This is a genomic window from Vibrio sp. YIC-376, assembly GCF_052353105.1.
Classification (GTDB): Bacteria; Pseudomonadota; Gammaproteobacteria; order Enterobacterales; family Vibrionaceae; genus Vibrio.
Window position 1 is genome coordinate 327,184 of the sequence record NZ_JBBWFK010000005.1, and the last position, 13,336, is coordinate 340,519.

The 13,336-nt window shown below is 45.0% G+C and carries 11 protein-coding genes; 2 read left to right on the plus strand and 9 right to left on the minus strand.

Going from position 1 to position 13,336, the window contains the following annotated elements; all coding sequences use genetic code 11:
• Window positions 1-181 precede the first annotated feature (181 nt).
• The gene (locus WJM94_RS12235) at window positions 182-1,414 is read left to right on the plus strand and encodes an L-lactate MFS transporter (RefSeq protein ID WP_444494489.1); all 1,233 of its coding nucleotides are present in this window, start codon (window positions 182-184) and stop codon (window positions 1,412-1,414) included.
• Between the two features lie 76 nt (window positions 1,415-1,490).
• Entirely contained in the window at window positions 1,491-3,113 is a 1,623-nt protein-coding gene (locus tag WJM94_RS12240) for a VRR-NUC domain-containing protein (RefSeq protein ID WP_444494527.1), read from the plus strand.
• Window positions 3,114-3,278: 165 nt separating this feature from the next.
• Here WJM94_RS12240 and WJM94_RS12245 read toward each other — a convergent pair whose 3' ends face one another.
• The 9 genes from WJM94_RS12245 to WJM94_RS12285 all read right to left on the minus strand — a co-directional run bounded on the left by WJM94_RS12245 (window position 3,279) and on the right by WJM94_RS12285 (window position 13,277).
• On the minus strand, window positions 3,279-3,704 hold the full coding sequence (locus WJM94_RS12245) for a bifunctional diaminohydroxyphosphoribosylaminopyrimidine deaminase/5-amino-6-(5-phosphoribosylamino)uracil reductase RibD (protein WP_444494490.1): 426 nt from the start codon (window positions 3,702-3,704) through the stop codon (window positions 3,279-3,281).
• Window positions 3,705-3,753: 49 nt separating this feature from the next.
• The gene (locus tag WJM94_RS12250; protein WP_444494491.1) at window positions 3,754-5,058 is read right to left on the minus strand and encodes a BatD family protein; all 1,305 of its coding nucleotides are present in this window, start codon (window positions 5,056-5,058) and stop codon (window positions 3,754-3,756) included.
• The gene (locus tag WJM94_RS12255) at window positions 5,055-6,785 is read right to left on the minus strand and encodes a VWA domain-containing protein (protein ID WP_444494492.1); all 1,731 of its coding nucleotides are present in this window, start codon (window positions 6,783-6,785) and stop codon (window positions 5,055-5,057) included. Before WJM94_RS12255 ends, WJM94_RS12250 begins: the two co-directional genes overlap by 4 nt.
• Complete coding sequence (locus WJM94_RS12260) at window positions 6,778-7,860, minus strand: vWA domain-containing protein (protein WP_444494493.1); 1,083 nt, start codon at window positions 7,858-7,860, stop codon at window positions 6,778-6,780. Before WJM94_RS12260 ends, WJM94_RS12255 begins: the two co-directional genes overlap by 8 nt.
• Window positions 7,857-8,393 (minus strand): DUF4381 domain-containing protein, encoded by a 537-nt coding sequence (locus tag WJM94_RS12265; RefSeq protein ID WP_444494494.1) that lies wholly within the window; start codon window positions 8,391-8,393, stop codon window positions 7,857-7,859. The genes WJM94_RS12260 and WJM94_RS12265 overlap by 4 nt, the downstream gene beginning before the upstream one ends.
• Window positions 8,394-9,356, minus strand: coding sequence for a DUF58 domain-containing protein (locus tag WJM94_RS12270; RefSeq protein WP_444494495.1), 963 nt, complete (start codon window positions 9,354-9,356; stop codon window positions 8,394-8,396).
• Between the two features lie 12 nt (window positions 9,357-9,368).
• Window positions 9,369-10,352 carry an AAA family ATPase gene (locus WJM94_RS12275; protein ID WP_444494496.1) on the minus strand — a complete coding sequence of 328 codons (984 nt, stop codon included), beginning with the start codon at window positions 10,350-10,352 and terminating at the stop codon, window positions 9,369-9,371.
• 9 nt (window positions 10,353-10,361) lie between these two features.
• Window positions 10,362-11,654, minus strand: coding sequence for an anaerobic sulfatase maturase (locus WJM94_RS12280; protein ID WP_444494497.1), 1,293 nt, complete (start codon window positions 11,652-11,654; stop codon window positions 10,362-10,364).
• 105 nt (window positions 11,655-11,759) lie between these two features.
• On the minus strand, window positions 11,760-13,277 hold the full coding sequence (locus WJM94_RS12285) for an arylsulfatase (RefSeq protein WP_444494498.1): 1,518 nt from the start codon (window positions 13,275-13,277) through the stop codon (window positions 11,760-11,762).
• Window positions 13,278-13,336 lie beyond the last annotated feature (59 nt).

Genomic DNA, 13,336 nt, shown 5'->3' on the forward strand with positions numbered 1-13,336 from the left:
TCACATCTTTATTGGTTATAATCCGCGCTCATTGCGTTATGTGTTGAAAAACGCAAACTAATTTTTACAAAAAACACCTTTAAACCAACCCCTCTTTGATGTCGGGCTATCTACCTTTCCCTACGCTGTTCAACAGCGAAACGGTTACAGGTTCCGCCAAGAGGTATAACCGAGAAAAAAAATGAGCAAGATTGATAAAGCAATGCGTATCCTGCTAGCAGGTTTCTGCATCAACCTTTGTCTTGGCATCCTGTATGCCTGGAGTGTCTTTAACAAGGCACTGGTAACTGAATCAGGCTGGACCGCTGCTGAAGCTTCCGCACCGTACGCAACTGCAACCATCACTTTCTCTATCTGTCTTCTTGTTGCAGGTATCCTACAGGACCGTATGGGTCCACGTTTGATCCTTATCCTGGGTACGGCCTTAACTGGTCTGGGCATGATCGCATCTGGCTTTGTTGACTCTCCACTTATGTTGAACATCACTTTTGGTGTGATCACTGGCGCAGGCATCGGTTTCGGTTACGCGTGTTTGTCACCTTCTGCAATGAAGTGGTTCCACGCTTCTAAGAAAGGTATGGTTAACGGCATTATCGCTGCAGGTTTTGGTTTGGCAGCTATTTACCTAGCGCCGGTTACGGCTGCGCTGATCGAAAGCATGGGCATTCAAACAAGCTTCTTGATTCTTGGTGTGGGCGTACTTGCGATTGCAGTTCCACTAGCAGCAACCATTAACAATCCGCCTGCGGATTACACGCCTGCGGAGCCTAAAGTAAAAGAAGGCCAAACACCTAAAGCGCTTAAGAAGTCTGACGATCTAAACTGGAAGGCAATGCTAAAAACGCCACAGTTCTACGCACTATGGATCATGTACGCGTTTGCTGCTTCTGTTGGTCTGATGATCATCGGTAACATCACGACAATCGCAAGTGTTCAGGCAAATCTGCCAAACGCAGTTTACTTAGCTTCTATCCTTGCGGTATTCAACTCAGGTGGCCGTGTTGCTGCCGGTATGCTTGCGGATAAGATTGGTGGCGTTCGCACGCTTCTGCTTGCTTTCGTTCTGCAAGGCATCAATATGGTGTTGTTTGCAACATTCAACTCAGAGTTCACGCTAATCATTGGTACTGCGATCGCGGCAGTAGGTTACGGCACACTTTTAGCGGTGTTCCCTACTCTGACAGCAGAATTCTACGGCCTGAAAAACTACGGCACTAACTACGGCGTGCTATACACAGCATGGGGTATTGGTGGAGCTATCGGTGCAGCGGTTGTTGGTTACTCAATGACTAATGGCGAAGGTTATACGCTTGCTTACACGATTTCAGCTGCAATGATGGCAGTATGTATCGTTTTAGCGTTCATCACTAAGCCACTAACTGAAGCAAAAGTCATTCAGTTAAAAAACGCATAATTTCGAATTGATTTGACAACGAAAAGGCTTAACCTATGGGTTAAGCCTTTTTTGTTATTGGTATTATATCCATATGATGGAATACCCTGTCGAACTCGCACCAGATTATTATTTAGAGAATTTCTTAAAGCTTACCCAACATGCAACAATGTGGTACAGCGATTTACTCATAGAAGAAGAACACAAGTGGCTTTGCACGTTTCAAAATTTGAGTAGACCTGTTCAATGCCTTTTAGTGCGCTTATACAGCCGTAAAGGATGCTGGTTTCGCAGCGATAAGCTCAATTATCAGGAAATACCATCCATAGATGAAGCTCTTGCAGAGCTTAGCCACCGCGAGCTTATCGAGATCTCTCCGACACTATCTCATCAAGAGTTAGCCGCAAACTTACTGACTAAACCAGAGATCTTGTTACTGTATCCCGACCTGCCTAAATCCTTAAAAAAAGAAGCCTTGGTAGAGCGTCTGAGCAATACCGAATTCGACTTATTGCACTTGCTTGAGTTTGCCATTATCAGGTTGAATTCGGCCCATATGATTGATGTTCTACTCACGTTGTTCTTCGCTAATACTCATCAAGACTTGAGCCAATTTGTACTTGATGATCTAGGTTTACATCAGTTCGAAAAATATCAATTAAGCAAAGAGCTTAGATTCTTCGAGTCGCGTGTACAAATTGACAGATTGATTGAACTCGGCCAACTAGCCAACGTTTATTGGCAGTGTGACAGGAAAGACAAAACCAACCTTGACCTTCTGATTAAGGCTCTGCCTGAGCCAGTCAAACATGACTACGTAGATAGAAAGCGCGAACACATGCTAAATGACATCGCTAGAGACTACGAGCGTATCAATGAGCTTGAAATAGCCCTGTCATTATTTGAACAAACCCATCTCCCACCGAGCAAAGAACGTCGCGCGCGCATCTATGATAAGTTGGACAAAGATGTTTTATTTAGTGACATTGTCACTGAAATGCTAATGTCACCTACCGACGTATCCGAATGGGAAGTGGCTCAAAAGCTGGAGCAGCGTGTAAAACGCAAGCTTGGGCAAAAAGTATCAAGGGCTGCGAAACCTAAGTGCAACGAATATCGCATAGAGTTAGATTTATCCCAACAGCGCGTCGAACTTGCCACCAAAGCGTATTTCGAACACTTAGGTTGGAAAGTGTTTTATGCGGAGAACGCCCTGCTCAATTCTCTGTTAGGTCTAACCTTTTGGGATGCTATTTTCTCTCCTATTGAAGGGGCTTTCATTAATGGATACCAACATCGACCACTCGATTTGTACCACAGTGATTTTACCTCTAAACGGGAAAAGTTAATCACATCGGCATTAACAGAACTCGCTGCTGGATACACAAGTTCTTTACTTGAAAAATACGATACTAAGTTTGGGATCAGTAATCCCTTTGTACATTGGGGTGTAGTGAATAAAGACTTAATTGAGCACGCGCTAAGCACCATTCCTACTTCAATGCTAATAGAACTGTTCAAAGTGCAGCTGAGTGATCTCAAACTCTACCGTAATGGAATGCCAGATTTGATTGCGTTTAAGGGCGAACAATTTGAATGGATTGAAGTGAAAGGCCCGGGTGACAAGTTACAGGATAACCAATTGCGCTGGATTAAAGAGTTTAACCGCCTTGATGTACCATTTTCAGTCTGCTATGTGACCGCGATAACCGACGCATAACAAGGTTTAGAAAGGAATTTAGCCTTTTACCGTTTAGGATCGCTCGTATAGTTTTCATTTCTAACCGTCCCTAAGTTTGCTGTCAGTGTATTTATCGGCACTCTCGAGAGTTTAGACAAGTTGCCTATCCGTAAGACAGGCAAAACTCTCTGTTTTACAATAACTTTAAGACTTACCTAAATACGGCGTCAAAAACGCACTCACTTCATCACCGCAAACACCGACTTCTACTTCGACGCCAGCCTGCTTTAGGATATCGATACCACGACCACTATTGCGAGGGTCAGGGTCAAGCATTGCAACTACAACTTTTTTAATTCCAGAGTTAACCAGCGTGACCGCACAAGCGGGAGTACGTCCAACGAACGAACATGGTTCAAGTGTCACATAAGCGGTGACTTGATCTAATGATCCCTTGTATCCATTCAACGCTTCAACTTCGGCATGATTTCCACCGATAGCTTGAGTGTGACCCTCGGAGACGATTTGGTTGTCTTTAACTAAAACACAACCAACAGGTGGGTTGGGTTGACACTCAGGAAGTGCATTGCGCGAAATTTCTAACGCGCGGCGCATAAACTCTTGGCTCATATATAATCTTTTCTTCAATGAAAACGAGGCGCTATATTAGCGCCGCGATTTAATCAACGCCATCTCTTCGATTTAACTTGTCCAACTCAGGCAATGCCTTGGGTATTCTTAGCTTAAACCGCTTTTGCTTACTCTGTATCTCACGCCACATGGATTTCATGAGGATCGAGTTCTTTTCACCTTGTTGTAACCGCGCAGAGCGCTTCTGCCAAGCCTCTTCAGAGTTGGCTTTTCTCATTTCAAGTTCCGCAGTATTCACACGGAGTTGTTTATACAGTGCTGCTCGAGCCTCGCCCCAACGATTTGATTTAAGCAATCGATGGAAAGTCAGCCACGGTGGCGTGGGTCTGGTGCGGTAGTAGCGCTTGATCGAGAAAAATAAAACGGCGCTGAATACCACAGCAGCACTCAAACTAAGAATCCATGCAGAATAGGCTTTAACAAACGACTTTAAAGTATGTTTTGCCTGAAATGATTTCCCCTCAATAACCATACTTTCTAGCTGCTGCGTTTTGCTGTTCCACCAATGGAACTCAAACGCAGGTAACGTTAACTCACCTCCTTGCTGAATCACGTATACGCTTTCTTCTGTTCGGGTTGATTGATAATCGCCACGAGTTTGCTTATCTGTAAGTCGATGAGGCTGCGAGTAAGCTTGATAGTTTGTGGTCGACTCACCTTTAAGTAAGTCAGGTAGTAACACAGACAAACTGTCCTGCGCTGTTATCGTTATTTTTCGGGTGATCGCATCACCCACTTTTAGTGATTCACCAGAAGTTTCCCACTCTTGTTTCACATCCACATTCGTCGCAGCAAACCAGGAAGTGTTATCACTCAATAAGCCCGATGGTAACGATGCTGTGAAGTTAAGAGGCGGGGTGTAAAGCGTACCCGACACATTTTTACCATCCGGATCTGAGACCTGCACTCCTACTGCAACGGGGGGAATGACAAAATCGCCCGATGTTTGCGGGTATAACGTCACTTCCCAACGTTGACGCGACCAGGTTTGCCCACCCTTACGTTCCGTGAAGTTGGTTGCCAGTTGATTGCGCTGTTTTGCAATCACATCAGGAATTTCCACTGTGCCGATTCGAGTACCACCAGTAAACCAACGCGGCGTTGCCACCTCTATGCTCACGATGACTTGCTCGTTAACAACGAAGTTAGGTGGAGTGCGATTTTCTTCCTCGCTTGATGCTTTACCAACCCAAGCTTTTATCTCTACATCATTACTACGCTGTAAGTCATGAATGTCTTGTGCGTAAACTAAGGTGCTCACCCATAAACTAGCAAACAAGATGAACAAATCAGACGGTCGAGGAGAAGTGAAGCATTGTAGTAAACTCATCATTGCGTCGCTTCCTCATTTTGACCATCATTTTCACCAGCGCTGTCGTCGTCTACTGGTGAACGCAATTGAATTTGAAATTTTGCGCGCAGAAAGTCTTTAGGATCAGACTCCACACGTTTTAGCCACTTATCAGCCAAATCTTGATTACCTAGAATGTCAGCGGCACTAAATGTCTCTTTAATCATCAATTCTGCAGAAGTCTTTTCGTCCGCACCTTCTGCCGTTTGAGGATTATCACCAAGCTCCGCCGAGGACTCTTGCTCCGTCCCAGCCTGACTTTCACTCATCTGATTGATCTCATCAACTATTCCACTGATCACCTTTAAATTATGTTCGACATCAGGTCTTAATGACTGGTTTAGTGTAGGCTTGCCCGCCAACGATTTGAGCAGATCTCTCGCCGCCAAGTATTCGCGTTGACGTGCAAGTGCACTCGCCGCGTTATATAAACCGTAATCTCTAACGTTTCCCGACGGATCATTCTGCATTTCTAAAAACACACTGTACGCTAAATCAAATTCACTGGCGTAGTAATAAGCTGTACCTTTGCGCAGTGGGTCAGAGAAATGCTTCGCCGCCTCTAAATACTCTTGTTTATTAAACAGACTCTGCCCTTGTTGATCCGGCGTCAGCCATAAGTCCCACCACCATTGAGTGACTTTGTCGAAAGTAGCTATCTGTTGTACTACTTGGTGTTCTTCGGCTTTGAGCGATATATTTTCAGCCAGAGCTTTTGCAGGCATCATCAGACTGCCCGATATCATCGTGATCAGACACCACTGCACTAGCCAGCCCTTTCTGAACCACAACATCATGATAAGTGCGATCGGGAACAACAATATATAACCCATGTCTCTCCACGGCATAGAAGACTCGCCGTTAAGCTGCATATTACGCTCTACATAACGGTTTAGCTGTTCGATATCACTGTTGTCGACACTCACTTCAACTAAACGCCCATTAGTCTTGCTGGCGAGTGTTTGTAGTGAGTCGAGATCGATCGGATTGTCGCTGACGATATCTGGATTCCCGGCCGCAAGTATCAACAACTGATAAGGTTTATTGGCAAAATAATCTCCATACTTACTGATGGTGGTTGGGTTAACACCATCCGTCACCAATAACACCGTTGAACCTGCTAATCCTTGTAATTGAAGGTCTATCAGTGGTAATGCCTGCTCTGCTAGTTTGCCTTTGACAGGCATAATATCCGGAGTAATAGCAGCGAGGAATGGGTCGAAAACTTTACTATCTTGAGTAACAGGCATAGCCACGTGCGCAGTACCTGCGAAAGCCACCAACCCCGTTTTACCGCCTTGTCTTGCAGCTAGCAGATCACGAATTTTTTGCTTAGAACGGTCTAAACGACTTGGTGGCAGATCCTTTTGCAGCATGGAGTCGCTGTTATCCAAAACCACCAACATTGACGCTTTATCTTCACCGAAAGGAGATGCCTCACGCTCCCAACTTGGTCCGGCACAAATAATGATGGCAATGAATACGTTGACCATAAGTAGCTTAAGGGGCAATTGTTTACGCCAGCCACGCTCGCCGATTGTCAGCACCTCACGTAGATGATCCGGCAGAATATCTTTCCAACTTGGCTGGCTCTCTTCATGCCAACGTAGCCAAACAAGGAAAAGCATCGGAAGAAACGCCAATAGCCACCAAGGCCGAATAAAATGAAACTGAGTAAAAAATTGCGTCAAGCTAAGAGAATCAAACATCATTTTCTCCTAACGAACCTTCCCGTGATGAAAAGCGTGCTTTAGATCTTCTTCTAATCGTCGCGGCACTGAACGCGAGTAAGTGCATAATCACCACCAATACCATCAGGTAGTGATGCAAACTTTGCTTCGGACGATATGTGGTACTTTCATAGAGTTGTGGTTCCAGCTTACTGATTTCAGCGTAAGCTGCAGATAATTCGTCACGGTTTAGTGCTTCAAATGCCTCGCCACCCGATTCGGACGCGATTCTTTTGATAGTCTTCATATCAAGCGCGGTTTCTCCGATGGTCTGGGGATCGCCCATCGCAATAACATGCACTCGCACACCCTTAGCTTTCGCTACTTTTGCCGCATCTATCGGTTCTACAAAACTGCCTGTATCATTACCATCGGTTAATACAATGATGACTTTTTCACGTCTTTGAGACTGTTCAAACTGGCCACGAGTCTTATCGCTTTGCTCAAATACTTTAATCGCTAAGCCAATAGCATCACCCAAGTGAGTACTCTGTCCTGCCATGGCAACATCCGTTTGATTAAGCAATGCCAGCCACACACTTTGGTCTGCAGTAAATGGAGTCTGGACGAATGCAGCATCACCAAACAATACCAAACCGAGCCGATCTCCATGACGTGATTGTACAAAGTCCGCCAATACTTCTTTTGCGGCAGCCAATCGCGAAATTTTCGCGCCCGTACGAGAAGTAAAATCAGGTTCCGCCATGGAGCCAGAAAGATCCACTGCAACCATAACGTCTCTGCCAAGACTTTCTCGCACTTGAGGCTCACCCAAAATGGTGGGTTTCGCTATCGCGCAGACAACCAATATCCAGGAAAGGATTAAAGTCGCACGCTGCCACCAACTTGGCGTTAGCTGGCTTGCACCTTCCGAAGGTGTTTCACCAATGGCTTCTACTAGTTGGCTAAAGAACGGCACTTTAATCGCTGTTTGCTTGGTTCGATAAGCGGGAACGAGGTAATAGATCACCAGTGGCAATGGTAAAATAACCAGCCATAAAGGGTGCACAAATTCAAAGCCAGACAGCCCCATTGATGACAGAAATTCATTCATCCTGACCTCCTTGCATCACCTTTTATTGGTGCTGAAGTACTCGAACCAGACGTTTTTGAATGCTCCTTAACCCAGCAGTTTGCTTTCTTAATAAGAGAAACTCGCTGCTCGTTTGTCAGTTCGATCCTTGGGTTAATAATGCTTTTGAGCCAAAAAATGGAAATCTCATCACTAAAATCTTGTCTATTAGGATTAAGCTCGTTGAGCTTGCACAGAAAAGCATCATCAAACAACTTTGCATTACGGCTATCTATATGAATCAGAACAATTTTCAATATAGAAAATAATGTTTTGGGCATATCTCTTTCGTGTGGCTCAAGTTGAGCAATTGCGTGTAATGCTTCGTTTCGATACCGATTAGTCCACCACTTTCGAATAAGCCGATAGGAAACATAAATCAAAGTGAGTACAAACAGGACAGCAAGGATTTTCCAACCAAGTGTTTGCGGATACCAACTGACACTTGGAGGCACAGTAACATCATGCAGCTCACTCAGAATATAAGAACCAGGAGGCTTAGGCAGGTCACTCATTTAGCGCCCTCCTACCAATTTTTGAAATTCTTTAACGTGCTCACCTGTTGTATCGAGGTCAATATAAGTCAAATGTTTTATTGCCATCAGTTGCGCAAGAGACTGACGTTGTAAGTCTGTTTTGGCTTCGAGCTTCGCACTTGCTGCCGCAACTTTCGCTTTACTGTCTAAATTGAGTTGATAGCGACCATCGCCAACTACCCACTTTGATTGTGACAAATCGACTGGCAGCGTTTGTTCGAGAGGATCACTGACCATCACCGCAAGAATGTCGTTGTGCTGTTGAAGCTGTTTTAGGTGGTCGAGATGATGTTCTTCACAGTCACTCCAGTCACTAATAAAAATCAGGGTAGATTGTTTGAGCTTCATTCGCTTAATCAGCTCAATCCATTTACTGAAGGTCACTTTCTCGGAATCAATAGAATCAACACTAAGTGATTGGTTCGCCAGCGATAATTGTTTAAGTTGTGCAAGAAGGTCGTTTTGCGAACGCTGCGGTTTTGAATGAAACAATGCCTGATGGGAAGCGATGATAAACCCAACTCTGTCACCATCTTTTAATACTCGCCAACCACACATCGCCGCGATTTCCGCCGCGACAACTGACTTCATCACCTCCGTTGAAGCAAAAAACATCGCACTGCGTTGATCAACACAGACAATTACATTGCGATCTTTTTCTTCTGTATAACTGCGCACATGTGGTTTTCCAGTGCGCAGCGTCACCTTCCAATCCAGATTACGGATATCATCACCCAGTTGATAATGACGTAACTCTTCAAAGTTGAGTCCACGGCCACGAAAAAGTGAATTGTGCCTGCCAGAAAGCACACTGCCAGCTCTAAGGTGAGGAAGCAAACTGAAAGATTCAGCTTGCGCTTGTAGTCGCACGAGCCGAGCGTAATCACAATATAAACGAGGATCTATGTCCTGAGGTTTAGGAGCATGGGTCGGCTTTGCCATATTGCCTCCCTCTTACCCAATTTCAACGTAGTCGAGTAATTCCTGAACGATACGTTGATGATCCACGCCATCTGCCAAAGCGTCATAAGTCAATGAGAAACGGTGCCCCAATACTGACGGAACCATAGCGCGAACATCATCGGGGGTGACATGGTCACGACCTTGTAACCAGGCATAAGCGCGAGCACATTTATCCAATGCAATTGAAGCTCGCGGACTCGAACCAATTTCAATCCACTTAGATAATTGTGAGTCTGCATAACGTTCAGGCTTACGAGTCGCCATCACCAATGCCACGATGTAGTCTTCAACCAATTCTGATACTGCGACATCGGGCAATTGTCGACGCGCTTCTAAAACCAGTTCGGGCTCAATATGTTGTGGCGTAACCAGTTCGGAACTTGTTTCGGCCCCGAGCTCTTCACTGCGCACCAAACGAATAATTTCTCGCTCTGCAGCGTCTTCCGGATAATCCACGGTGACCTTCATGATAAAGCGATCCATCTGCGCTTCTGGCAGCGGATAAGTCCCTTCCTGCTCTATAGGGTTTTGTGTCGCGAGAACCATAAAAAGATCCGGCAATACATGCGTTTTATCACCAACCGTAATCGTACCTTCTGCCATTGCCTCTAGCAGCGCAGCCTGCACTTTTGCTGGCGCTCGGTTCACTTCATCCGCAAGAACAATGCTGTTGAAAATAGGACCACGTTGAAAATGCAGTTGAGGCTTACCTTCAAACTCCTGATAGACCTCTGTACCAGTCACGTCCGATGGTAATAAGTCTGGCGTAAACTGAATGCGACCAAAACTTGTGTTCAAAAAGTTGGCTAAAGATTTCACAGAACGTGTTTTTGCTGTGCCCGGTAAGCCCTCCAACAGGATATGCCCGTTAGTCAGCAAGCCGATAACCAGAGCCTGAACGACATGACTTTGACCTATAACGCTTTTCTCGGTCTGTTCAATCAACTTGTTGATCGCTTGTTGCGCGTTGTTCATTGTGATCCCTTACTTATAATTCTGTTGTTTTAGTATTTGAGATAAACCCACCAGCATCGGAAGCGTGTCATCAAAGAATCGTCGAATACCAGAGCAAAGATAATTCAATCCTTCTTCACCATCTGGGGTCTTAATCAGGCGGTTTTTAGGGCATTCTCCCCAACAGTATTTAAGGTAAGGGCACTGCTTACAGTAATCTGGCAATGAATCACGTTTTGCCATACCAAAGCTAAACTGACGAGTTGAAAACGCCATTTCGTTCAATGAGTGCTTGTGAATATTAGAGAGTTTGTATTCTGGATAAACATAATGGTCACAACTGTACACATCACCATTGTGTTCGATTGCCAATCCTTTGCCACAAAATTCCGAGGTAATACAGAGTTGTGCGGGTTTACCCATGACTTGCGCCACCGCAGTTTCAAACAGGTTCACGAGTACACGACCTAAATCGTTGTTCACCCATTCAACAAACATTTCACTAAGGAACTTGCCCCAGTCATCAGGGTCAACCGACCAATCCGTTACCACAGACATAGGGTGCCCCGGTTTTGCCAGTTCACTCCCCATGACTGGGATCATCTGTTCGTTCCAGAACTGTGGGGCGGTCGTATGGAAGTCGTTCGCTTCAACAACGGGTGCAAGCTGAATGTAAGTTACACCCAACTCTCGGGTAAGAAATCGATAAATCTCAAGTGGATACTTAACATTGTGGCGGTTAACCGTCACTAAGGCATTAAATCGCACACCGTAATGCTGAAGTTTCTCAACAGCCTTCATGACTAAGTAAAAAGTCGGCTTACCACTGCGGGTTTTGCGATACTTATCATGCAGATCTTCTGGACCATCAATCGATAAGCCAACTAAAAAATTATTCGCTAATAAAAACTCACACCACTCGTCATTAAGCAAAATGCCGTTCGTTTGTAAGTCGTTTTCAATACGAATGCCGCTAGGTTTGTATTTCTTTTGTAACTCAACCACTTTGCGGAAGTAGTCTAAGCCAAGCAGCGTCGGCTCACCTCCCTGCCATGAAAATACAATTTCTTCGCCATCTTGACTCTCAATATAACTCTTAACAAACGCTTCTAATGTTTCATCATCCATCTTGGGTTGTTTTGGTTGATGAAGCAGGTTTTCTTTGTGTAAGTAAAAGCAATATTGGCAGTCAATGTTGCATTTCGCACCGCCGGGTTTAGCCATAACATGAAAGCGACGTTCGTTTCCCTGGTCGGATTTGAATGCAGTTTTCATAGGAACAATTGGCATAGCCGTAGAATGACGTGGTGAAGTTTTACTCATGCAGCCTCTCTTTTAATTGTGGCTTTTTTACTTTTCGTTTCTTTTAAGTATGGCGCTCCTGAGAGCGCCATTTATTTTTATTCTAGACTTTGCTTAAGTGCAACGTTACTTAGGAACAAATGAACCCGCTTCCATACGTGGTGGGAACTCTTTGAATGTGCCCATCACCTCTTGCACTTTTTCCATCGCTGGCATCAGCATGTACTCTCGTTCGTACATCCAAGTGTGGTAACCGATACCCGTATCACCACGTTCAAATGGGTCAATACTTAGGTCGAAGATCAACGGTACACGTAGCTTAGTGAAAGGTTTCATCCAAAGTTCCAGGCCTGTTTCTTGCTCTTGAACCATGAAGTGGTACTTAAATCGGCCATCACGTAAAGCGAGCAAGTCACCGTCGTCACTCCAGTAAACAAACTCAGTACGAGCAGATTCTTTTGTTTTACCAGTTAGGTAAGGCAGTTGGTTGTAACCGTCAATATGAACTTTGTAGTTCATGTCACCAATTTTCTTACCTTTAAGCAGCTCTTCTGTCACTTTATCGTTACCTGCTGCCGCAACCAGTGTCGGGAAGAAGTCTTCTAGCGACATAATGCCGTTAAATGTCTTACCTGCTTCGATTTGACCTGGCCACTTAATCAACATAGGAACACGGAAACCGCCTTCCCAGCCAGTGTTTTTCTCTGAGCGGAATGGTGTCATACCGGCATCTGGCCACAAGTTGATCATTGGACCGTTATCTGTGGTGTAAACGATGATGGTGTTGTCATCCACACCCAACTCTTTAATCTTTTTCAGTAAGTGACCGATTTCATCGTCGTGCTGCTTCACACCGTCAGCGTAGAAACCTGCGCCCGTTTTGCCCTGATATTCTTCTGGTACGTGGGTAAAGTTGTGCATACGAGTTGCGTTGAACCACGTAAAGAATGGCTTGTCTGCTTTTACTTGTTTCTCAATGAAGCTTTCTGCCGCATCTAGGAATTCACCATCGACGGTTTCCATACGCTTGCGAGTCAGAGGGCCAGTATCTTCAATCTTGCCATCAGCATAAGAGTGAATTACGCCACGAGGGCCGAACTTTTTCTTGAACTCTGGATCTTTAGGGTAATCAACATTCTCTGGCTCTTCTTCCGCATTTAAGTGGTAAAGATTGCCGAAGAACTCATCGAAACCATGATTAGTCGGTAGGTGCTCATCTCGGTCACCCAAGTGGTTTTTACCGAACTGACCCGTTGCATAACCTAACTCTTTCAGCATGGTCGCAATAGTTGGATCTTCTTTCGAAAGGCCTTCAGCAGCACCAGGTAAGCCTACTTTTGTTAAACCAGTGCGTTTTGGCATCTGACCGGTGATGAACGCCGAGCGGCCTGCCGTTGAACTTTGCTGAGCGTAGAAGTTCGTAAACTTCGCACCCTCTTGAGCAATAGTATCAATGTTTGGTGTGTTATAAGCCATCATACCTTGGTTATAGGTACTAAGGTTCCAATAACCTACATCGTCGCCGAAGATAACGAGAATGTTTGGTTTGTCTGCTGCGTATGCGGTTGCAGAGGCAGCACCTAGCGCTAAAGTACATGCGTTAAGTACGAGTTTTTTACTGCTCGTTTTGGTCGCATTTTTCATATTGTCTCCAAAAGTTCGCTGATGCATTAAAATGGCATTCGCTTTCCAATACCATTACT

Coding starts and splice junctions, on each gene's coding strand:
- WJM94_RS12245 (WP_444494490.1), bottom strand. CDS start 3,704: ATGAGCCAAGAGTTTATGCGCCGCGCGTTAGAAATTTCGCGCAATGCA.
- WJM94_RS12240 (WP_444494527.1), top strand. CDS start 1,491: ATGGAATACCCTGTCGAACTCGCACCAGATTATTATTTAGAGAATTTC.
- WJM94_RS12255 (WP_444494492.1), bottom strand. CDS start 6,785: ATGTTTGATTCTCTTAGCTTGACGCAATTTTTTACTCAGTTTCATTTT.
- WJM94_RS12235 (WP_444494489.1), top strand. CDS start 182: ATGAGCAAGATTGATAAAGCAATGCGTATCCTGCTAGCAGGTTTCTGC.
- WJM94_RS12275 (WP_444494496.1), bottom strand. CDS start 10,352: ATGAACAACGCGCAACAAGCGATCAACAAGTTGATTGAACAGACCGAG.
- WJM94_RS12280 (WP_444494497.1), bottom strand. CDS start 11,654: ATGAGTAAAACTTCACCACGTCATTCTACGGCTATGCCAATTGTTCCT.
- WJM94_RS12260 (WP_444494493.1), bottom strand. CDS start 7,860: ATGAATGAATTTCTGTCATCAATGGGGCTGTCTGGCTTTGAATTTGTG.
- WJM94_RS12265 (WP_444494494.1), bottom strand. CDS start 8,393: ATGAGTGACCTGCCTAAGCCTCCTGGTTCTTATATTCTGAGTGAGCTG.
- WJM94_RS12250 (WP_444494491.1), bottom strand. CDS start 5,058: ATGATGAGTTTACTACAATGCTTCACTTCTCCTCGACCGTCTGATTTG.
- WJM94_RS12285 (WP_444494498.1), bottom strand. CDS start 13,277: ATGAAAAATGCGACCAAAACGAGCAGTAAAAAACTCGTACTTAACGCA.
- WJM94_RS12270 (WP_444494495.1), bottom strand. CDS start 9,356: ATGGCAAAGCCGACCCATGCTCCTAAACCTCAGGACATAGATCCTCGT.